Raw genomic sequence first — 18545 nt, 5'->3', positions numbered from 1 at the left:
GCATCACGAAGGATGTTCGGTGCGGCACGATACGGGTTCCGAACCGGCCTGGTCCTCCGCGCGACACTCAAGTGGGTCGACAACGGACGTATAGCGGACGGGTCTCGTCCTGGATGAAAAAAGAACCCCACTGGTTCTGCGTTGATGCAGGTCAGCAGGGCTCCGATCTGGTGGCCAGGGCCGGGGTCGAACCGGCGACCTTCCGCTTTTCAGGCGGACGCTCGTACCAACTGAGCTACCTGGCCATGCGTGAATGCTCTGAACACTTTACAGCACCGGTGCGTCCTGGTGCGACACGGTATTGGGGTGGGAGTGATCTGCACCGTGATAGCGGTTCCCAACCGGCGGTGACGGCTGTCCCATACCCCGGGTACCGTACAGGGCAAGCCATCTCCGAGGAGGATTCCGTGACCCGACTCGCTGCCACGCCCCCGATGGGCTGGAACTCTTGGGACGTGTTCGGCACCTCGGTCACCGAGGCCGAGACGCGCGCCAACGCCGAGTTCCTCGCCGAGCGCATGGCCGAGCACGGCTGGGAGTACGTCGTCGTCGACATCCAGTGGTACGAGCCCGCGGCCCGCCCCGGGGGCTACAACTCCGGCGCCAAGCTCTGCCTCGACGAGTACGGCCTGCCCCAGCCGGCTCCGAACCGCTTCCCTTCTGCCGCGAACGGCGCGGGCTTCAAGCCTCTGGCCGACTTCGTCCACTCGCTGGGCCTGAAGTTCGGCCTCCACATCCTGCGCGGCGTCCCCCGCCAGGCCGTCGCCGCGGACACGCCGATCAAGGGCTCCGAGTACTCGGCCTCGCAGATCCCCGACCGCGAGCGCGTCTCCTCCTGGATCGACGACAACTGGGGCATCGACCATGCGCACCCGGGCGGCCAGGCCTACTACGACTCGCTCGTCCGCCGCTTCGCCGACTGGGGCGTCGACTACATCAAGGCCGACGACATGATCGCCCCCTACCACGAGGACGAGGTCGAGGCGTTCTGGAAAGCCGTGCAGAAGGTCGACCGCGACATCGTCCTGAGCCTGTCGCCGGGCATGAACCTGTCGGTGTCGCACGCCGAGCACCTCAAGGCGCACTCGCACCTGTGGCGCATCTCGGCGGACCTGTGGGACCGCTGGCGCGACATCGACGCCCAGTTCGACCTGCTGCGCGACTGGGCCGCGCACTCCGGGCCGGGCCACTGGGCCGACGCCGACATGCTGCCTCTGGGGCGCATGGGCCTCCGTGCCGAAGTCGGCGAGCCGCGCGAGTCGCTTCTGACGCCCGACGAGCAGCGCACGATGGTGACGCTGTGGTGCGTGGCCCGCTCCCCGCTCATGGTCGGCGCCGACCTGCCGAACTCGAGCCCCGAGACGATCGAGCTGCTCACCAACGACGAGGTCCTCGCCGCGCAGCGCAGCGAGTCCCCCGCCAGGGAGGTGTGGCGCGACGGCAAGCATGTGGCGTGGGCGTCGGAGGACGGCTCGCACGTGGCGGTGTTCAACCGCGGCGCCGAGCCGGCCGAACTCACGCTGCCGTGGGAGCACTTGGGAGTCGAGCGCCCGCGCTCGCTCTGGGACTGCTGGGCGCACGCCGACGTCGAGTCCGGTCCCGAGCTCCGCGTCAAGCTGCCCGCCCACGGTTCGGCCCTCTACCGCCTGGCCTGAACGCGACCGAGGGCCGTCCTCCGGCGAGCCGTTCGGCGGCTCGCGTCGAAGGAAGGCCCTCGCGTCCCGAACGATCGCGGCGCCGGGTCTAGCCTCGCGCGTCGTTCCTGACGTTCTCGGAGGCGCGCTGCGATTCGCTCTTCACGCGCTCGCCCGAGCTCTGCGCCTCCTGCTTGACGTCATCGGCCCGGTCCCGAGCCTCCTCCTGCAGGTGCCGCGCCGATTCCTTGGCGCTGTCGCCGACGTTCTCCCCGATCGACTGCCCGGCCTCCTTGGCCTCGGCCTTGGCTCGTTCGGCGACGGGCCGGCCCCGCTCGGAGAGCTGCTGCGCGGCCTCGCGGGAGGTCCGGTCGCCGGGCAGCAGCGACGCGACGAGCGCCCCCGCCCCGAACGCGATGAGTCCCGCGGCGAGCGGGTTGCCCTTGATCTGCTCGCCCATCTGCTCCGAGTCGACGTCGACCGAGCCCATCACCTTCTCCCTGGCGCTGTTGACCCGTCGCTGCACGCGCTCCTTGCCGCGCTTGGCGATGCTGCCGGGCCGCACCCGGTCGCCGACCTCGTCGAGGGTCTCGCCGAGGTCCTCCCTCGTGCGTTCGATCTCGTGCCTAATCTCGTCTGCTCGCGCGCCCATGTCGCATCCTCCTTCAACGTCTCCACGGTCTGCCGGGGCATCGGCGAAATCTTGCGGAACTGCTTGCGGCCATTGATGAACAAGACGGTCGCTACGATGGCGTAGACCACGGCGACGATGAGGAACGCCCACCCGGCGGGCATCACCTCGGCGAGCCCCCACGCGATCGCGAACGACGCCAGGAGCAGTGCGAGGTAGCCGATGACGGACGCCGCACCGAGCTTGGCACCGGCCTTCGACGCCTTCGTCGCCTCCTCGCGCAACTCCGCCTTGGCCAGTTCGACCTCCTTGCGCAGCAGGTCGCTGACGTCGCGGGCGGCCTCGCTCACCAGCTGACCGATCGACTGCTCGTCACGCGGGTCGTCTCCGCCGGTCGCGGTGGCCTGGCCCGCGGCGGGCCGCTGTGTCTGGTCGGTCATCGCAAGGTCCCTTCCGATCCGGTCGGCACGTCCTCGCCGGGCGGGCCCAGCTCGGTGCGCGGATCCGTGCCGCCGACCTGCTCGGTGCGGTCCTGCTGCTGGCGCGCTTCGGTGCCGCCGCGCAGGAGCCGGCCGGCCGCGAAGCCCGCGATGGCGGCCACGCCCAGGAACGCGGCGGGGCGCTTGCGCGCGAAGCGCTTGGTGTCCTCCACCAGGCCTTCGAAGCCGCGCTGCTGCATCTTGCCGGCCGCGCTCTGGATCTCCTCTGCCGCCGAGTGCGCGTAGTCGGCCAGCGGTCCGGCTTCCTGCGGGCGGCCCTCGGCCAGCGCCGCGACCTGCTCGCCGAGCCGACGCAGCGAGTCGCCGGCCTTCGAGGCCTGTTCGGAGGCCTGCTCGCGCAGTTGCGATCGCGCGTCCTCGGCGACGTGCCGGGCCTCGGCCTTTGCCTGGCCGGCCAGCTGCCGTCCCTGTTCGCGTGCGGCGCCGGCGACACCCTTGGCCTCGTCGGCGGCCGTGTGGGCCACCTCGGAGCCCTCCCGTCGCGCCGTATCGGTCGCGCTCTCGGAGGTGTCCGCGTTGTCGCGTGTGTCCACGGATCTCATGCTCGCCTTCCCTTCCCGTCATAGCGACGATTTCGTCGATGCATGGTGCGGGACCGGAGCTGGCATACCCGGAAGGCGAAGGTCCATTCACATTCGCCTGTGCCATGTAAAGCCGCTCGGGCGCCTCCGGCGGGCCAGCAAGAGGCGCCCGATCGTCGGTTCTGGGCTATCGACCTGCGCTTTCGGGGGTGTCGACCCACTGGACGAGCTGGATGACGACGCCGTTCGGATCGGTGACCTGGAAGTAGCGCTCGCCCCATTCCTCGGTCTCGATCGGCGTGGTGATCGCCACACCTTCGGCTCGGAGGCGTTCGTATTCGGTGTCGATGTCGTCGACGACGAAGACGAGGAGCAGGCCGTCGGCGCGGCCGGCGACGCTCGCGGGCTTGAACGTGGGCAGCCCCGTGCGCAGGTAGATGACGTTGCAGCCCGCGTCGGGGCGCGAGAGGGAGACGAAGCCGTCGGCGGCCATGTCCTGGGTGAAGCCGTAGTGGCGCCCCAGGAATTCGGCGGATGCGGCCGGGTCGGGGACGTTGAGCGAGACGGCTGAGGAGGTGATCTGCATGCGGAGCTCCTTCGATTTTTATCGTACACAGTACATTATACGTAGTACGGTGTACGGCGTACAACTGCTTCGGTTAGGATCGCCCCGTGACTTCCGCGATAGCCGACGCCGCCGAACCGAGCCTCCTCGACCTGCTCTGGAGGCAGGCCCCCGCCGCGCCCCGGCGCGGGCCCCGCAAGGGGCTCACCGTCGACGCGGTCGTCGACGCCGCGATCGCCGTCGCCGACGCCGAAGGGCTCGAGGCGGTCACCATGCGCCGCGTCGCCCAGTCTCTCGGCGTCGCCCCCATGACGCTCTACACCTATGTGCCCGGCAAGGCCGAACTCATCGTCCTCATGCTCGATGCCCTCTTCGCCGCCATCGACCGCATGGAACCGGCCGGCCCCACCTGGCGCGAACGCCTCGCCGCCGTCGCCCGCGACAACTACGAGATGTACCGCGCCCATCCCTGGGCCGCGGCCGCCTCCCCGAGCCGCCCGCCGCTCGGCCCCGGCCAATGCGCCAAATACGAGTACGAACTGCGGGCCCTCGAGGACACCGGCCTGAGCGACGTCCGCATGGACGACGCGCTCGCCTTCGTGCTCGGCTTCGTCCGCACCGCCGCCGCCGACGCCGCCCAGTCCGACTCCGAACGCCTGGCCAGCGGAATGAACGAACAGGAGTGGTGGGAGGCCAACGCGCCCCTGCTCGCCAAGGTCCTCGACACCGAGCGGTTCCCGACCGCCGTGCGCGTCGGCCGGGCCGCCGGGGAAGCCTACGACGCGGCCTACGATCCCGAGCACGCCTTCGACTTCGGGCTCGAGCGGGCCCTCGACGGGCTCGCCTCCCTCATCGGACGCTGAGACTCACAGCCGCAGCGGCGGGTGCAGCCGGTCGGCGTTCCACCCGCGGCGCAACGCCACCACGGCGCTCGATGCCGCCAACGTCGCCACCAGGTAGGCGCCGAGGACGACGACCGCGCGCACCAGATGCGAGGCCTCGCCGCCGCTGACGGTCACCCGCAGCGCGTCGACGACGTACGTCATCGGCAGCCACGGATGCAGGGCCTGGAAGAACGCCGGCGTCGTCTCCACCGGGTACAGACCGCCCGCGCTCGTCAACTGGAGCATGAGCAGGACGAGGAGGAGCAGGCTTCCGGCGGCCCCCGCGGCGAGCCTGAACAGGTGCGCCATCGCCGAGAACACCGCGACCGTCAGCACGCACAGACCGATGGTCGCCATGACGTTCCGCGGGTTCAGTCCCAGGCCGACGTCGACGGCCACGTACAGCACCAGCGCGCCGGCCGAGCCCAGGAGCGCCCCGGGCATCCAGCCGCCGATCGCGATGAGCGGCGAGCGCAGCGGCCCGGCGAGGGCTCGGGGGTTCGCCGGACGCAGCAGCAGGTAGGCGACGAGGCCGAAGACCCACAGTGCGGTCGCGATGACGATCGGCGCCAGGCCCCGGCCGTAGGTGCCGGCCGCGTTGCGGACCTCCTCGTCGATCGAGACCGGGTTGCCGTAGACCTCGGCGTCGCCGGGGTCTCCGGTCGGTTCCGCCGGCGGGATCTGCGCGACCGCGTGCGCGAGCTGTGAGGCGAGCGTGTCGGCGCCGCCGGCGAGATCGGCGAGCCCGTCGACGAGTTCGCCGGCGTTCGATTCGGCGTCGGCGGCGCCGGTGGCGACCTGCTCGGCGCCCTCGGCGACGTCGGCCGCGCCCGACTGGAGCGTCGCCAGCTCCTCCGAGGCGTCCTCCAGGGAGCCGGTGGAGGTGGCCTGGACGGCGGCGTTGGCGTTTTGGACGTCGGTGTTGCGCTCGTCGGCCCGGTCGAGGTGCTCCCTGAGGGCCGCGCAGGCGTCGGCGTCGCCGGCGCCGTTCCCGCACAGGGCGCTGTAGGCGTCGTCGAGGCCGGTGGCGGCGTCGTTGACGATGTTGGATGCGGCGGCGGAGCCGGCCTGGACCTGGTCCCAGTCGCCGGCGAGGCCGTCGACGACCGGCTGGGCGACGCCGACGACCCGGTCGACATCGCTGGAGACCCGGTCGGCGCCGTCGGCGACGTCGCTCGCCCCGGCGGCGAGGTCGGACAGTCCCGAGTGGAGGCCGTCGGCTCCGGACTCGGCGTCGCCGATGCCGTCGGCGAGGTCGTCGGCTCCGCTCTGGGCCTCGCGCAGGCCGTCGCCGAGCTCGGTGAGGTCGCCGAAGAGCGTCTTGGCGAAGGCGACGTGGACGGCGGTGTTGATCTGGTTCTGGAGTTCGCGTTCGGCGGTGGCGGCCATGACGCCGGCGACGTGGCCGTTGGCGTCGTCGAGCTCGAGTTCGACCGTCGCCTGGGCGGGTTCGGTGCCGGCGAGACCGGCGAGCTTCGCCGAGAAGTCCTCGGGGATGGTGACGACCATGTGGTAGTCGCCGTCGCCGAGCCCTCGGGCGGCGTCGTCGGCGTCGGTGAAGCGCCAGTCGAAGACCCGGTTCCGCTCGAGCTGCTCGACCAGCTGAGCGCCGCCGTCGACGTCGGTGGCCCGCCCGTCGCGCTCGACGGTCGCGCCGGCGTCCTCGTTGACGACCGCGACGGGCATCTCGTCGAGCGATCCGTACGGGTCCCAGGCGAACCACAGGTACAGGCCGCCGACGACCAGCGGCAGGAGGACCGCGGCCGCCAGAGCGGTGACGCGCAGCGGATGACCGCGGAAGCGGCGCAGTTCGGTGAGTGCGAGTCTGAACGGGCTCACAGCTGGACTCCGTTCGGGTCATGGCCGCCGCGGATGTCGACGACGGTGTCGGCGGCGGGCGGGTCGTGCCTGGCGCAGGCGGCGATGACGAGCTGGCCGGCGTCGGCGACGGTGCGGAGGGCCTCGAAGACGCGTTCGCCGCCGGCGTCGTTGAGGCGGTCGTCGGCGTCGTCGACGACGATCGCGGGCGTGCGCGTGGCGGCGGCGCAGGCGATCGCGAAGCGGGTCTGCTCGATGCGCGGGAGAAAGCCGTAGGTGTCGCCGGTGTCGACGTCGACGGCGAGGCGGTCGAGCCAGGCGTGGACGTTGTGACGGGTGGCGGCCTTCCCCGAGACGGCGACCGTCTCTTTGATGCAGTCGGCGACGGTGTGGTACTCGTCGAAGGCGATCGCGGGAGCGGCCTGGGCGACGGCGAAGCGGCGGCGGATCTCGCCGGGGCGGGTGTCGCCGTCGACGGTGAGGGTCCCCGACGCCAGCGCGAAGCGGCCGGTGAGCGCGAGCAGGAGCGAGGTGCGGCCGTCGCCGCCGTCGCCGGAGACGGCGACGAGCTGGCCGAGGTGTGCGGTGACGGAGACGCCGGTGAACACCGGGCCCTGGCGTCCGGCCGCCGAGATCGCCTCGGCGGTGAGGAAGGGCGGGCCGCTGCTCTCGGGGCGTTCGAAGACGAGAGTGCTGTCGGGCGAGGGTTCGTGCGGCGGCATGTACTCGGGCCACGGATATGACAGCGTCTCGCCCTCCGGCGGTTCGGGCGCGGGGTCCCGGTCGCCGGGGACGTAGACCGGCGGGTCCCTTTCGTCGGGCTTGTCGCTCATGCAGACCATCCTCACAGGCCGGTGCGCCGCACATGGACCGATTTCACGGTTTTTCGAACCGCCGGAGTACCGCTCGGAGGCGATGCGGGCGGTGCGCGCGCCGGCCGGTGGCGCACCGCGAAGGCCTTACAGTTGGTGTCATGTCAGAAGAGCAAGCTGTCCGGCCGCCGGTGGCGGCGCGCCGCGACCACCCGCGAACCCACCACGGCGACACCGTCAACGACGCCTACGCGTGGCTCAAGGATCCCGAAGACGCCGAGGTCCTCGACTACCTGCGCGCCGAGAACGCCCACACCGAGGCGCGGACCGCCCACCTGGAGGGGCTGCGCAAGACGATCTTCGGCGAGATCAAGGACCGCACCCAGGAGACCGACCTGTCGGTGCCGGTCCGCAACAAGGGCTGGTGGTACTACGGGCGCACCGAGGAGGGCAAGCAGTACGGCATCCAGTGCCGCCTCGCCGCCGAGAGCGACGTCCCGCCGAGCGTCCAGCCGGGCGTGCCGGTGGACGGCGAAGCGGTCCTGCTCGACGGCAACGAGCTCGCCGAGGGCCACGACTTCTTCGCGCTCGGCGTCAGCGACGTCTCCCCCGACGGGAAGCTGCTGGCCTTCGGCGTCAACTACTCCGGCGACGAGCGGTTCACGCTGCGGTTCAAGGACCTGCGCACCGGCGAGGTCTTCGCCGATGAGATCGAGGACGTCTTCTACGGCGGCGCCTGGTCGGCCGACGCCTCGGCGTTCTTCTACACGAAGGTCGACGACGCCTGGCGGCCCTACCAGGTGTGGCGGCACGTGCTCGGGCAGAGCGAGGACGTCCTGGTCTATCAAGAGGACGACGAGCGGTTCTGGACCGGGATCGGCCTGACGCGCTCCGAGCGGTACCTCATGATCGAGTCGGGCTCGAAGATCACCACCGAGATCCGCTATCTGGACGCCGCCGACCCGCTCGGCGAGTTCACCGTCTTCGGCGCCGGCCGCGAGCACGGCGTCGAAGTCCAGGTCGACCACCAGGGCGACCGGTTCCTGGTGCTCCACAACAAGGGCGCCGAGAACTTCACGCTCGGCTGGACGCCGGTCGACGACACGACGCGGTTCAACGAGATCCTCCCCCACGACCCGGCCGTCCGGCTCGAATCGGTCGACGCGTTCGCGGGCCACGCCGTGGTCTCGATGCGCCGCGCCGGGCTCTCGCAGATCGCGATCTTGGACGGCGAGGGCGCACTCACCGAGATCGCCTTCGACGAGCCGCTGTACGCGGTCGGCCTCGGCGAGAACCCGGACTACGGCTCCCGGCTGCTGCGCTTGGGCTACACCTCGATGGTGACCCCGGCGTCGGTGTACGACTACGACATCGACGCGGGCGAGCTGCACCTGCGCAAGCGCACCCCGGTGCTCGGCGGCTTCGACCCGGCCGACTACCGGCAGTACCGGGAGTGGGCCACCGCGGCCGACGGCACGAAGGTGCCGATCTCGATCGTCGCCCGCGCCGACGTGCGGGCCGACGGCACCGCGCCGTGCCTGCTGTACGGCTACGGCTCCTACGAGCACTCCATCGACCCGTACTTCTCGATCGCGCGCCTGAGCCTGCTCGACCGGGGCGTGGTCTTCGCGATCGCGCACGTCCGCGGTGGCGGCGAGATGGGCCGGCAGTGGTATGAGCAGGGCAAGCTCCTGCACAAGAAGCACACGTTCACCGACTTCGTCGACGCCGCCGGGCACATGGTCGACTCCGGCTGGGCGGCGCCGGACCGGATCGTCGCGCGCGGCGGCTCGGCCGGCGGCCTGCTCATGGGCGCGGTCGCGAACCTCGCGCCGGAGCGCTTCGCGGGGATTCTCGCGGACGTCCCGTTCGTGGACGCGCTCAACACGATCCTCGACCCGACGATGCCGCTGACGGTCATCGAGTGGGAGGAGTGGGGCAACCCGCTCGCCTCGAGCGAGGTGTACGAGTACATGAAGTCGTACTCGCCCTACGAGAACGTCACGTCGGTGCGCTACCCGTCGATCCTGGCGGTGACGAGCCTGAACGACACCCGCGTGGGCTTCCACGAGCCCGCGAAGTGGGTGGCGCGGCTGCGGCACGAGAGCCCGGAGTCGGACGTGCTGCTCAAGACCGAGATGGAGGCCGGGCACGGCGGCCGCTCGGGCCGCTACGACGCCTGGGAGGAAGAGGCGTTCAACCTGGCCTGGGTCCTCGACCGTCTCGGGAACGCCGACGAGTGACGCCGCCGCCCCGCGCGGGGGTCACTCCGCGTGGGGCTCGTCGTCCTCCACGGGCACCTCCAGCGCCTGTTCGGCGGCGTCGGCGGGGTCCGCCTCGTCGGGGACCGCGCCGGCTCCCTCGCCCGGGGTGTACGCCTCCGGGTCCGCCGCAACGTCGTCGTCCTCGGTCGAATCCACGAGGTCGAACTCCGACGCCTCGTCGAAGTCGTCGGTCCTCTCCTGCTGATAACCCATGCCTACTACCGTAGAGGCCCGGACGCCGCATGGCGAGTGAACCACCGCTTGGCCTCCGCTCCGCCCTGAAGGGACGGAGACGCCCGGCTTGCGGCCCGGCGCGTACCGGATGCGGACGGGTCGGGGTGCCGCGAGCAGGCGTTCCCCGTATTCACCTGCGGCCCGAAGGCGCGGCGCGCTTCGAAAACCCGGTAGCCTAGTTGCTGCGTTCACATGCGCGTGGGCGATACTTCATCGTGACGCAACACTTCGATGGAGTCATCAGACAGCGGCGTCTGAGTCACGACCCCCGGTCGGGGAGTAATCAACGACGTATCTAAGGAGCAGGCAGCATGCCTATCGCAACACCCGAGGTTTACAACGAGATGCTCGACCGGGCGAAGAGGGACTCCTTCGCCTACCCGGCCATCAACGTCACCTCGACCCAGACGCTCAACGCCGCCCTCGCCGCTTTCGCCGAGGCCGAGTCGGACGGGATCGTGCAGGTCTCCACCGGCGGCGCCCAGTACCTCTCGGGCCCGACCGTGAAGAACATGGTCTCCGGCGCCGTCGCGCTCGCCGCCGCCGCGCACGAGATCGCCAAGAACTACCCGGTGAACATCGCCCTGCACACCGACCACTGCCCGAAGGACAACCTCGACAAGTTCGTCCGCCCGCTGCTGGCCGTCAGCGAGGAGCGTGTCGCGCGCGGCGAGAACCCGCTGTTCCAGTCCCACATGTGGGACGGCTCGGCGGTGCCGCTGCAGGAGAACCTCGAGATCGCCCAGGAGCTGCTGGAGCGCACCGCGAAGGCGAACATCGTCCTCGAGGTCGAGATCGGCGTCGTCGGCGGCGAGGAGGACGGCGTGTCCGCCGCGATCGACGACAAGCTGTACACCACCGTCGCCGATGCCCGCGCCACCGTCGAGGCCCTCGGCTCCGGTGACAAGGGCCGCTACATGGCCGCGCTGACCTTCGGCAACGTCCACGGCGTGTACAAGCCGGGCAACGTGCGCCTGCGCCCGGAGATCCTCAAGGAGATCCAGGACGAGATCGGCAAGGAGCTCGGCAAGGAAAAGCCGTTCGACCTGGTCTTCCACGGCGGGTCCGGCTCGACCGAGCAGGAGATCGGCGACGCGGTGGACTACGGCGTCGTGAAGATGAACATCGACACCGACACGCAGTACGCGTTCACCCGCCCGATCGTGGACCACATGTTCCGCAACTACGACGGCGTGCTCAAGGTCGAGGGCGAGGTCGGCAACAAGAAGGCCTACGACCCGCGCGCCTACGGCAAGCTCGCCGAGGCCGGCATGGCCGAGCGCATCGTCGAGGCCTGCCGCCAGCTGCGCAGCGCCGGCAACAAGATCAAGTAAACCTCGAGCGTCGCACGGGCCCGGACGCGCGCCGTCCGGGCCCCTCGCCGTCCGGTGCGCGATCGCAGGGACCGACTCGGGCCGCACCGGCCGAAGCCGGGGGCCGCGGCGCGTCGGCGATGTGCTATCTCTGTTGCATGATGCATACCGTGAGGGTCGTCCGGCGGTATCCGGTGACGGTGATGTTCTCGATGCTGGGGCTCATAGCGACCGGAGTGATCACCCAGCTTGTCGACCCCGACCGCCTGAGCCTCTACGTGATCGCCTGGGGCGTGATCGGGGGGACGCTGGCCGTCGTGTTCCGGAACGCCGCCGTCATCAAGGTCGAGCCGCACCGCATAGTCAGCCGCATCCACCCCTGGGGGACCACGGTGCCGATCCATCCCGGCGACCGGCTCGCGATCGAGCTCGGCAGGTTGTACGTGGTCCGCCACGACGGCACATGGGATGAGGTCCGGGTTCCCCTGCAGATGCGGCGGGAGTCGGACTGGAGGGCCCTCCAGGAGGCGATCGCCCGCAAGTGGCCTCCCGAATCGCTCCCGCGACGAGGCGGCGAAACGGGGCCGGAGCGTTCGCCCGGCCCCGCGCTCAGGCCGTTATTTCCGGAACCAGACCGCCGAGCCGGCCGGGAGGGTGCCGTTGTTGAGCGGGCTGCTCGCCAGGAGCACCTCGCCCTCGTAGCCGGCCACGGGAACCGGCTCGTCGCCGAAGTTCACGACGCACACCACTGCGCCGTTGTCGAACGCGAAGGCGTTCTCGCCCGGGTCGTCCAGCCACGCCAGCACGCTCGGCCGGTGCGCCTTGCGCAGCGCGATGGCCTCGCGGTAGAACTCGAGCGTCGAGCCCGGGGCGCCCTCCTGGGCCTCGACCGACTTCTCGGCCCAGCCCTCCGGCTGCGGCAGCCAGCCTTCGGCGTCGCCGAAGCCGAGGCTCGGGCCTTCGCGCTTCCACGGGATCGGCACGCGGCACCCGTCGCGGCCGATCTGCTCGCCGCCGGTGCGGAAGAACGTCGGGTCCTCGCGGACCTCGTCGTCCAGGTCGAGCACCTCGTTGAGACCGAGCTCCTCGCCCTGGTAGACGTACACCACGCCCGGCAGCGCGAACAGCAGCTGCGTGGCGGCCTTCGCCCGGGCCAGGCCGATGTCGCCGTCGCCGTAGCGGGTGACGTGCCGCTGCACGTCGTGGTTCGACAGCACCCACGTGCACGGCGCGCCGACGCCGGCGTTGTTGGCGATCTCGGCGTCGATGGCCTCGCGGAAGTCCGCGGCGTTGAATGGCGCCAGCACCAGGTCGAAGTTGAACGCCTGGTGCAGCTCGTCGGGTCGCAGGTACAGCGCCCGGCGCTCGGCCGAGTCCGTCCAGGCCTCGGCGACGAAGATGCGGTCGCCGTCGTACTCCTCGATGATCGGGCGCCACTCGCGGTAGATCTCGTGGACGCCGTCCTGGTCGAAGAACGGCGCCTGGGTCGTCCCGATCATCTCGATCGAGCCGTCCCCGCCGGTGTCCGGCAGCCCCTCGGCCTTGACCATGCCGTGCGCGACGTCGATGCGGAAGCCGTCGACGCCCCGGTCGAGCCAGAACCGCAGCACCGACTCGAACTCGGCGTGGACCTCGGGGTTGTCCCAGTTCAGGTCCGGCTGCGAGGAGTCGAACAGGTGCAGGTACCACTGCTTGCCGTCGGGCGCCAGAGTCCAGGCCGGGCCGCCGAAGATCGACTGCCAGTTGTTCGGCGGCACCTCCGGCGCCGCCGGGTCGACGTCGCGGAAGTGGTAGCGGGCGCGCTCGGCGCTGCCCGGGCCGGCGGCTAGCGCGGCGGTGAACCACTCGTGCTCCGAGGAGGAGTGGTTGGGGACGAGGTCGACGATGAGGCGGATGCCGGCGCCGTGGGCGGCCTCGAGCATCGCGTCGAAGTCGTCGAGGGTGCCGAAGCGCGGGTCGATCGCGCGGTAGTCCGACACGTCGTAGCCCGCGTCCTTCTGCGGCGAGGCGTAGAACGGCGACAGCCAGATCGCGTCGACGCCGAGCTCGGCGAGATAGGGGATCTTGGAGCGGACGCCCGCCAGGTCGCCCATCCCGTCGCCGTTCGCGTCGGCGAAGGAGCGCGGGTACACCTGGTAGATGACCGCCTCGCGCCACCAGTTGTCACTCATGAGTGTGTCCTCTCTTACTGGGCTGCCGCACCGGTGGAGCCGCGTACGACGAGTTCGGGCCGGAACAGGTATTCCGACGACGGCGTGGGCTGCCCGGCGATCTCGTCGAGCAGGGCCCGGGCGGCGGCGGTGGCGATGTCGCGCACCGGCTGCCGCACGGTCGTGAGCGGGGGGTTGGTGTGGGCGATGAGCGGGGAGTCGTCGTAGCCGACCACGGAGAAGTCGCCGGGGACGTGCATGCCGCGTTCTTCGGCGGCGCGGATGGCGCCGAGCGCCATCATGTCGGAGCCGCACACGACGGCGGTGGCGCCGCGGTCGATGAGCCGGGAGGCGGCGGCGTGCCCGCCCTGCTCGCCGAACAGGGTCAGCTCGATCAGCTCGGGCCCGAGGCCGTGCATGGCCGCGCGGTAGCCGCGGATCTTGCGCTGGACGGGCCAGTAGCGGTCGGGGCCGGAGACCAGGCCGATGCGGCTGTGGCCGAGCCCGGCGAGGTGGTCGACGGCGATGCGGGCGGCGGCGGTGTCGTCGCAGGAGAAGGAGGCCGCTTCGACGCCCTCGGGGTGCCCGGTGATGAACGCGACCGGGAGCCGCTTGTCCTTCAACTCCTGGTAGCGGTCGGTGCTGGCGGCGGTGTCGGCGTGCAGGCCGGAGACGAAGATGATGCCCGCGACGCTCCGTTCGCGCAGCATCTCCACGAATTCGTCCTCGGAGACCCCGCCGGGGGTCTGGGTGCACAGCACGGGCGTGTAGCCCGAGCCGGCGAGGACGTTGGAGATCGTCTGCGCGTACAGCGGGAAGATGGGGTTCTCCAGCTCGGGCACGACCAGGCCGATGAGGCCGATGGCGTGTTTACGAAGGGTCTGGGGCCGTTCGTAGCCCAGGACGTCGAGCGCGGTGAGGACGGATTGCCGGGTCCCAGCCCCGACACCGGGTTTGTCATTGAGCACCCGAGACACCGTTGCCTCACTGACGCCGGCCTGCCGGGCGATGTCGGAGAGTCGAAGCCGCATGATGACAGCGTAGCGTATCTGAAAGTTGGCAACATTTTGGTTGCAAGTCTTTCCCGCATATGAAACATCTTGCTAACCTTCGAGAGTCAGGGCGCCAGCCCATGACCCGCGTCACGGCCTCGCCCCGGGGCCGCTCAATGATGAGAGGGAAGAATCATGCGCAGAAGGACCATCGGTACCGCGGCGGTCTCGGCCGTCGCGCTCGGCGCGGCCGCCGCGTGCGGATCGGACGACGAATCCGGCGACGGGAACGGCAACGGCTCCGGCGAACAGGAGTTCTCCGGCGAACTGGTCATCTGGGCCGACGAGACCCGCACCCCCGTGCTCAAGGAGTTCGTGGCCGACTTCGAGACCCGGGTCGGCGTCAAGGTCACCGTCGAAGAGCACGTCGAGCAGCTGCGCGAGGACTTCACCGCCGCCGCCGAGCAGGGCCAGGGACCCGACATCATCGTCGCCGCCCACGACGGCACCGGCCGCATGGTCGCCGACGGCGTCATCAGCCCCATCACCCTCGGTGACGGGCAGCGGTCCGCCCTCAGCGAGGCCTCCGTCGCCGCCATGACCGTCGAAGGCCAGATCTGGGGCGTGCCCTACGCCCTCGAGAACATCGCGCTGCTGCGCAACACCGCGCTGGCGCCCGAGGCCCCGACCACGTTCGAGGAGCTCATCCAGATGGGCCGCGACGCCGGCACCGAGCACGCCCTGCTCATCCCCGTCGGCGTGGACGGCGACCCGTACCACGCGTTCCCCATCTTCACCTCCATGGGCGGCTACCTGTTCGGCGACGACGGCTCCGGCGGCCCCGACCCGAGCGACGTCGGCGTCGACTCCGAAGGCGGCATCGCCGCGTTCGAGAAGTTCGCCGAGCTCGGCGAGGCCGGCATCCTGTCGACCTCCATCGACGGCTCCAACGCGATCCCCTTCTTCACCGAAGGCCGCGCCCCGTTCCTCATCTCCGGTCCCTGGGCGCTCACCGACGTCCAGACCGCCGGCATGGAGTACGAGGTCACCGCCATCCCCGGCTTCGAAGGCCAGGACCCGGCCGCGCCCTTCCTGGGCGTCCAGGGCTTCTACGTCTCCTCCGCCGCCTCCAACGCGATCTTCGCCCAGGAGTTCGTCACCAACTACGTCCTCACCGAAGACCTCCAGCTCAAGCTCGCCGAGGCCGGCGGCCGCCTGCCCGCGCTCACCGCCGCCGCCGAGGCCTACTCGGACGGCAACGCCGACGTCCAGGGCTTCGCCGCCGCGGGCGAGCACGCCACGCCGATGCCGAACATCCCGGCGATGAACGCCGTCTGGACCCCCTTCGGCCGTGCCGAGGCCGACGCCATCGACGGCACCACGCCCGGCGCCGAGGCCGCCGAGACCGCCGCCGAGGGCATCCGCGACGCCATTGCGAGCGCCTGACCCGACCGCCCTCGACAAGCGAAGGAAGCTGGCATAGTGCTCGACCGACCTTCCCGGACGGCCGGATCCACCACCGCCGCGGGCCTGATCGTGAAGATCGCCCTGCTCTCGGTCGTGGCGGCCCTGGCCGTCTGGGCGGCGTTCCCCCTCGTCCGCGCCGAGGCCTGGTGGGGCCTGGCCGTCGAGGCGGCAGTCGTCGCCATCGTCTTCTACACCTACCTGCAGCGCCGGACCATCCCGGTCAAGTACCTCGTGCCCGGCGCCCTGCTGCTGATCGCCTTCCAGATCATCCCGGTCATCATGACCGCCGGCACCTCCTTCACCAACTACGGCGACGGACACCGCGTGGGCAAGGAGCAGGCCATCGACGCGATCGGCGCCGCCGGCGTCCAGCCGACGCCCGGCGGGACGACCTACCTCCTCGCCGCCGGCGAATCCGCCTCCGGCGAGCTCACCCTCCTGCTCACCGACACCGCCGACGGCTCCACCTGGGCCGGCACCGAAGAGGGCCTCACCGAGCTCCCCGGCGCCGAGACCGACGACTCCGGCCGCATCACCGCCGCCGAGGGCTACACCGTCTGGGACCTGGGCGAGCTGGGCGAACGCCAGGACGAACTCGGCGAGCTGGCCGTGCCCACCGGGGAGGACACCGGCATCAAGGTCCAGGGCCTGTCGGCCTTCGAGGGCGTCTCGACCCGCAGCTACGACGAGGACTGCGACTGCATCACCGACACCGCCACCGGCACCGTCTGGCACGCCGACGACGAGACCGGGACCTTCGTCACCGAGGACGGCGACGCCGGCCTGGTCGGCTGGCGCGTCAACATCGGCTTCGACAACTACACGCGGGTGCTGACCGACCCCGACATCCGGGGCCCGTTCTTCGGCGTCTTCGTGTGGAACCTCGCCTTCGCCGCCGGCAGCGTCCTGCTCACCTTCGCGGTCGGCCTGGGGACGGCCATGGCCCTCAACCAGCCGGGCATGCGCGGCACCAAGCTGTACCGCGCGGTCATGATCCTGCCCTACGCGATGCCGTCGTTCGCGATGATCCTGGTCTGGTCCCAGATGTTCAACCGCGACTTCGGGCTGGTCAACGAGATGCTGAACCTCGACGTCAACTGGTTCGGGGAGACCTGGGCGGCCCGCACCATGGCCCTGGTGACCAACACCTGGCTGGGCTTCCCGTACATGTTCCTCATCTCCCTCGGCGCACTCCAGGCGCTCCCGGCCGACTCCCTGGAGGCCGCCCGGATCGACGGCGCGACCGGCGTCACCGCCTTCCGCAAGATCACGCTCCCGCTGCTGCTGGTGGCGCTCACGCCCCTGCTGATCTCCAGCTTCGCGTTCAACTTCAACAACTTCAACGCGATCGAGTTGCTCACCGGCGGCAACCCCTTCCAAGCCGGCGAGAGCGTCGGCGGCACCGACCTGCTGATCACCTACGCGTTCCGGCAGGCCTTCGGCTCCTCGAACGCCGACTACGGCTTCGCCAGCGCGGTCAGCGTGTTCATCTTCCTCATCGTCGCGACCATCTCCGCGGTCATGTTCCGCACCACCCGCAAGCAGGAGGACGTGTACTCATGACCCGCACCGAAACCCCTGCCCCGCCGAAGGCCCGGGACCCGCTGCGGCCGCGCGGGCGCACACCGTCCTTCGCCACATGGGCCGGCGCCACCGGCTGGCGGCACCTGGTCGCCATCGGCGTCCTCGTGTTCGCCCTGGTCCCGATCGTCTATGTCGTCTCGGCGGCGTTCAACGCCCACGGGACGCTCTCGGCGACCAGTCTGCTGCCGAACTCGTTCAGCCTCGACAACTTCGAGCGGCTGTTCACCGAGGACAACATCCCGTTCGGCCACTGGTTCGCCAACTCGCTCATCATCGCGCTCCCCGCGGCGTTCATCTCGGTGTTCATCTCGTCGCTGGCCGCGTACGCGTTCAGCCGCTTCAGATTCAGCGGCCGCCGGCCGCTCCTGCTGTTCCTGCTGCTCATCCAGATGTTCCCGGCGTTCCTGGCCGTGGTCGCCCTGTACCTGATCTTCGGCGGCATCGGCGAGTACTACCCGGTGGCCGGGCTGAACACGAAGCTCGGCCTGATGCTCGTCTACATGGGCGGCGCGCTCGGGGTCTCGACGTGGCTGATGAAGGGCTTCTTCGACACCATCCCCAAGGAGCTCGACGAGGCCGCCACGGTCGACGGGGCCTCCCACGCCCAGATCTTCTTCGGGATGATCCTGCCGCTCGCCGCGCCCATCATCGCCATCTCCGGCATCCTGGCGTTCGTCGGCACCATCAACGACTTCATCCTCGCCAGCCTGTTCCTGACCGACCGGGAGGAGATGACCCTCGCGGTCGGCCTGAAGACGCTGGTGGCCACGAACGCGCCGGCCAGCTACTTCGGGGTCTTCGCCGCCGGGACGCTGCTGACCTCGGTGGTGACGGTGACGGTCTTCATGAGCCTGCAGCGCTACATCGTCTCAGGGCTCACCGGCGGCGCGGTGAAGGGATAGCCGGACCCGCTCGCGCGGGCCGCGGGCCTCACCAGTGCGGGGGGCGCTCGTCGAGCAGTTGGATGTCGCGCGGCGTCAGCTTGCGTTTCGCCCTCGTCGGGCTCGGGGCGGGGGCCTCGCCCCAGCCCAGCTCGGACTCGTCGGAGGTCTGGTCGGGGAGCACCGCGTAGTCGTCGTCGCCCAGTTCGACGGCGCGGTCGTCATCGGAGACTGCCATGGCGACGACTCTACGCCAGAGGGGTGAACCGATGGCAACCCGAAAACGGCGTCGGGG

At 70.4% G+C, this 18545-nt stretch carries 16 protein-coding genes, 1 tRNA gene and 1 pseudogene; 7 read left to right on the top strand and 11 right to left on the bottom strand.

Translation table 11 applies throughout. The features are described from left to right. Positions 1-168: 168 nt before the first annotated feature. Positions 169-245: transfer RNA gene (locus tag ACYVK3_RS06515), tRNA-Phe, on the bottom strand. Between the two features lie 162 nt (positions 246-407). Here ACYVK3_RS06515 and ACYVK3_RS06510 point away from each other — a divergent pair. Beyond that, the gene (locus ACYVK3_RS06510; protein WP_460496474.1) at positions 408-1655 is read left to right on the top strand and encodes a glycoside hydrolase family 27 protein; all 1248 of its coding nucleotides are present in this window, start codon (positions 408-410) and stop codon (positions 1653-1655) included. 88 nt (positions 1656-1743) lie between these two features. On the opposite strand, the gene ACYVK3_RS06505 is transcribed toward ACYVK3_RS06510, so the two are convergent. The 4 genes and pseudogenes from ACYVK3_RS06505 to ACYVK3_RS06490 all read right to left on the bottom strand — a co-directional run bounded on the left by ACYVK3_RS06505 (position 1744) and on the right by ACYVK3_RS06490 (position 3872). Then, positions 1744-2286: a DUF3618 domain-containing protein gene (locus ACYVK3_RS06505; protein WP_460496473.1), complete on the bottom strand. Its 543-nt coding sequence runs from the start codon at positions 2284-2286 to the stop codon at positions 1744-1746. Between the two features lie 53 nt (positions 2287-2339). Further along, positions 2340-2705 (bottom strand): annotated as a pseudogene (locus ACYVK3_RS06500) (phage holin family protein); the annotation flags it as partial. Next, complete coding sequence (locus ACYVK3_RS06495; protein WP_460496472.1) at positions 2702-3298, bottom strand: hypothetical protein; 597 nt, start codon at positions 3296-3298, stop codon at positions 2702-2704. The pseudogene ACYVK3_RS06500 and the gene ACYVK3_RS06495, both read right to left, overlap by 4 nt. Positions 3299-3473: 175 nt before the next feature. Further along, positions 3474-3872, bottom strand: coding sequence for a VOC family protein (locus ACYVK3_RS06490; RefSeq protein WP_460496471.1), 399 nt, complete (start codon positions 3870-3872; stop codon positions 3474-3476). A gap of 86 nt (positions 3873-3958) precedes the next feature. On the opposite strand from ACYVK3_RS06490, the gene ACYVK3_RS06485 reads away from it, so the two are divergent. Further along, positions 3959-4714 (top strand): TetR/AcrR family transcriptional regulator C-terminal domain-containing protein, encoded by a 756-nt coding sequence (locus tag ACYVK3_RS06485; protein WP_460496470.1) that lies wholly within the window; start codon positions 3959-3961, stop codon positions 4712-4714. A gap of 3 nt (positions 4715-4717) precedes the next feature. Here the strand turns inward: ACYVK3_RS06485 and ACYVK3_RS06480 are convergent, their stop codons facing one another. Beyond that, positions 4718-6574 (bottom strand): YhgE/Pip family protein, encoded by a 1857-nt coding sequence (locus ACYVK3_RS06480; RefSeq protein WP_460496469.1) that lies wholly within the window; start codon positions 6572-6574, stop codon positions 4718-4720. Continuing rightward, positions 6571-7386 carry an ATP-binding cassette domain-containing protein gene (locus ACYVK3_RS06475; RefSeq protein ID WP_460496468.1) on the bottom strand — a complete coding sequence of 272 codons (816 nt, stop codon included), beginning with the start codon at positions 7384-7386 and terminating at the stop codon, positions 6571-6573. The genes ACYVK3_RS06480 and ACYVK3_RS06475 overlap by 4 nt, the downstream gene beginning before the upstream one ends. A gap of 140 nt (positions 7387-7526) precedes the next feature. Here ACYVK3_RS06475 and ACYVK3_RS06470 point away from each other — a divergent pair, with 140 nt between their 5' ends. Next, positions 7527-9608 carry a S9 family peptidase gene (locus ACYVK3_RS06470; protein ID WP_460496467.1) on the top strand — a complete coding sequence of 694 codons (2082 nt, stop codon included), beginning with the start codon at positions 7527-7529 and terminating at the stop codon, positions 9606-9608. A gap of 21 nt (positions 9609-9629) precedes the next feature. Here ACYVK3_RS06470 and ACYVK3_RS06465 read toward each other — a convergent pair whose 3' ends face one another. Beyond that, a complete protein-coding gene (locus ACYVK3_RS06465; protein ID WP_460496466.1) occupies positions 9630-9842 on the bottom strand; it encodes a hypothetical protein in 213 nt (70 codons plus the stop codon). A gap of 332 nt (positions 9843-10174) precedes the next feature. Between ACYVK3_RS06465 and fbaA the strand changes: the two genes are divergently transcribed. After that, complete coding sequence (fbaA, locus tag ACYVK3_RS06460; protein WP_460496465.1) at positions 10175-11197, top strand: class II fructose-bisphosphate aldolase; 1023 nt, start codon at positions 10175-10177, stop codon at positions 11195-11197. Positions 11198-11793: 596 nt separating this feature from the next. On the opposite strand, the gene ACYVK3_RS06455 is transcribed toward fbaA, so the two are convergent. Next, positions 11794-13347: a glycoside hydrolase family 13 protein gene (locus ACYVK3_RS06455; protein WP_460496464.1), complete on the bottom strand. Its 1554-nt coding sequence runs from the start codon at positions 13345-13347 to the stop codon at positions 11794-11796. 14 nt (positions 13348-13361) lie between these two features. After that, the gene (locus ACYVK3_RS06450) at positions 13362-14357 is read right to left on the bottom strand and encodes a LacI family DNA-binding transcriptional regulator (RefSeq protein WP_460496463.1); all 996 of its coding nucleotides are present in this window, start codon (positions 14355-14357) and stop codon (positions 13362-13364) included. Between the two features lie 156 nt (positions 14358-14513). Between ACYVK3_RS06450 and ACYVK3_RS06445 the strand changes: the two genes are divergently transcribed. Genes ACYVK3_RS06445 through ACYVK3_RS06435 form a run of 3 tightly spaced genes read left to right on the top strand, consistent with a single transcriptional unit; the run spans position 14514 to position 18271 of the window. Next, positions 14514-15764, top strand: a complete 1251-nt coding sequence (locus ACYVK3_RS06445) for a sugar ABC transporter substrate-binding protein (RefSeq protein WP_460496462.1) — start codon at positions 14514-14516, stop codon at positions 15762-15764. Between the two features lie 36 nt (positions 15765-15800). Continuing rightward, complete coding sequence (locus ACYVK3_RS06440; RefSeq protein WP_460496461.1) at positions 15801-17348, top strand: ABC transporter permease subunit; 1548 nt, start codon at positions 15801-15803, stop codon at positions 17346-17348. Further along, positions 17345-18271 (top strand): sugar ABC transporter permease, encoded by a 927-nt coding sequence (locus ACYVK3_RS06435; protein WP_460496460.1) that lies wholly within the window; start codon positions 17345-17347, stop codon positions 18269-18271. Before ACYVK3_RS06440 ends, ACYVK3_RS06435 begins: the two co-directional genes overlap by 4 nt. Before the next feature lie 28 nt (positions 18272-18299). Here ACYVK3_RS06435 and ACYVK3_RS06430 read toward each other — a convergent pair whose 3' ends face one another. Next, a complete protein-coding gene (locus ACYVK3_RS06430; protein WP_460496459.1) occupies positions 18300-18488 on the bottom strand; it encodes a hypothetical protein in 189 nt (62 codons plus the stop codon). Positions 18489-18545: the final 57 nt, after the last annotated feature.

The sequence above is a fragment of the Glycomyces tarimensis genome (assembly GCF_054776215.1).
The sequence above is the reverse complement of the archived record's forward strand: the minus strand, read 5'-3'. Positions and strand labels throughout refer to the sequence as shown.

Bases quoted from the DNA above. Each gene is read 5' to 3' on its own strand.
- ACYVK3_RS06505 (WP_460496473.1), bottom strand. From the start codon at position 2,286: ATGGGCGCGCGAGCAGACGAGATTAGGCACGAGATCGAACGCACGAGG.
- ACYVK3_RS06490 (WP_460496471.1), bottom strand. From the start codon at position 3,872: ATGCAGATCACCTCCTCAGCCGTCTCGCTCAACGTCCCCGACCCGGCC.
- ACYVK3_RS06475 (WP_460496468.1), bottom strand. From the start codon at position 7,386: ATGAGCGACAAGCCCGACGAAAGGGACCCGCCGGTCTACGTCCCCGGC.
- ACYVK3_RS06470 (WP_460496467.1), top strand. From the start codon at position 7,527: ATGTCAGAAGAGCAAGCTGTCCGGCCGCCGGTGGCGGCGCGCCGCGAC.
- ACYVK3_RS06465 (WP_460496466.1), bottom strand. From the start codon at position 9,842: ATGGGTTATCAGCAGGAGAGGACCGACGACTTCGACGAGGCGTCGGAG.
- fbaA (WP_460496465.1), top strand. From the start codon at position 10,175: ATGCCTATCGCAACACCCGAGGTTTACAACGAGATGCTCGACCGGGCG.
- ACYVK3_RS06455 (WP_460496464.1), bottom strand. From the start codon at position 13,347: ATGAGTGACAACTGGTGGCGCGAGGCGGTCATCTACCAGGTGTACCCG.
- ACYVK3_RS06450 (WP_460496463.1), bottom strand. From the start codon at position 14,357: ATGCGGCTTCGACTCTCCGACATCGCCCGGCAGGCCGGCGTCAGTGAG.
- ACYVK3_RS06445 (WP_460496462.1), top strand. From the start codon at position 14,514: ATGCGCAGAAGGACCATCGGTACCGCGGCGGTCTCGGCCGTCGCGCTC.
- ACYVK3_RS06435 (WP_460496460.1), top strand. From the start codon at position 17,345: ATGACCCGCACCGAAACCCCTGCCCCGCCGAAGGCCCGGGACCCGCTG.
- ACYVK3_RS06430 (WP_460496459.1), bottom strand. From the start codon at position 18,488: ATGGCAGTCTCCGATGACGACCGCGCCGTCGAACTGGGCGACGACGAC.